Raw genomic sequence first — 1794 nt, 5'->3', positions numbered from 1 at the left:
GCGTGACGCGTCGCGCCTACGAAAGCCGGCAGGTCGACGTGCGTCTGTGGCAGATGCGCGATTACGCCGAGGACAACTACCGCCGTGTTGACGATCGCCCCTTCGGCGGTGGGCCCGGCATGGTGATGCTGGCCGCGCCGCTGGAGCGCGCGCTGGGCAGCATCGCCGGCGTGACCGAGATCACCTCGCGCTCCTCGCTGGGCTCGAGCAGCGTGACCCTGCAGTTCGACCTGAGCCGCGACATCAACGGCGCCGCGCGCGACGTGCAGGCGGCGATCAACGCCGCGCGCACGCTGCTGCCCTCGGGCCTGCCCAGCAATCCGACCTACCGCAAGGTCAACCCGGCCGACGCGCCGATCATGATCCTGGCGCTGACCTCGAAGACGCTGACGCGCGGCCAGATGTACGACACCGCCTCGACGGTGCTTGCGCAGCGGCTGGCCCAGGTGGACGGCGTCGGGCAGGTCAACGTCGGCGGCGGCGCGCTGCCGGCGGTGCGGGTGGAGCTCAACCCGGACAAGCTGGCGGCCAACGGCATCGCACTGGACCAGGTGCGCCAGGCCATCACCAACACCAACGCGAACCGGCCCAAAGGCGCGGTCGAACAAGGCGGCCGCTACTGGCAGGTCGGCGCCAACGACCAGGCCCGCACCGCCGCGGAGTACGCGCCGGTGGTGCTGTCCTACCGCGACGGCGCGGCGCTGCGGCTGCGCGACGTGGCCGAGGTCAGCGACTCGGTCCAGGACGTGCGCAACTACGGCGCGTCCAACGGCCAGCCGGCGATCCTGCTGTTCATCCAGAAGGAGCCGGGCGCCAACATCATCGAGACCGTCGCCCATGTGCGCGAGCTGCTGCCGCGCCTGCAGGCCTCGATCCCGCCCGCCATCGAGCTCAAGGTCATCAGCGACCGCACGCCGACGATCCGGGCCTCGCTGGACGAGGTGCAGCGCGCGATGGCGATCGCCGTCGGGCTGGTGATCCTGGTGGTGCTGCTGTTCCTGCGCAGCTGGCGCGCGACGCTGCTGCCGGCGGTGGCGGTGCCGGTCTCGCTGGCCGGCACCTTCGGCGTGATGTACCTGTGCGGCTACAGCCTGGACAACCTGTCGGCGATGGCGCTGACGGTGGCCACCGGCTTCGTCGTCGACGACGCGATCGTGGTGCTGGAGAACATCACCCGCTACATCGAGCAGGGCCTGACGCCGGTCGAGGCCGCGCTGCGCGCGCGCGGGCCGGGCGCGCCGGTCGGCCTGCTCGGCCTGGAGCCGCACACCCGGCGCCGCAACCGGATGAACGGCCGGCTCGCGGCGATGTCGGAGGGCGGGCTCGAGGTGGCCGTCGTGCAGAGCTTCGGCAACTGCCCGAAGTACATCCAGGCGCGCGACCCGCTGCGCTGGGACGACGTGCCGCCGGCGCTGGCGCAGCCGCTGGACGCGGCGCTCGATGCCGGCGCGCTGGCCTTGATCGAGGCCGCGGACACCCTCTTCATTGCCAGCGCCTCGGCGCCGGTGCCTGGCGACGGCCGTGCCGAAGGCGTGGACGTGTCGCACCGTGGCGGCCCGCCGGGCTTCGTCGCGGTGCAGCGGCGGCTGGATGGCGGCGTCGAGCTGCTGATCCCGGACTTCCCCGGCAACCGCTTCTTCATGACCCTGGGCAACCTGCTGCGCCATCCGCGCGCCGGGCTGCTGGTGCCGGATTACGCCGGCGGCGAGCTGCTCCACCTGGCGGCGGACGCGGAGCTCGTCTGGCGGGACGACGCGCGCGGGCTGCGCCTGCGGGTCACCGCCGGCCTGCGCC

At 72.9% G+C, this 1794-nt stretch carries 1 protein-coding gene; it reads left to right on the top strand.

All coding sequences use genetic code 11. The features are described from left to right. Positions 1 to 2: 2 nt before the first annotated feature. A partial coding sequence (locus FUT87_RS04810; protein WP_255511666.1) for an efflux RND transporter permease subunit occupies positions 3 to 1794 on the top strand: 1792 nt, incomplete at its 3' end.

It is taken from the genome of Mitsuaria sp. TWR114 (genome assembly GCF_007997345.1).
The sequence above is the reverse complement of the archived record's forward strand: the minus strand, read 5'-3'. Positions and strand labels throughout refer to the sequence as shown.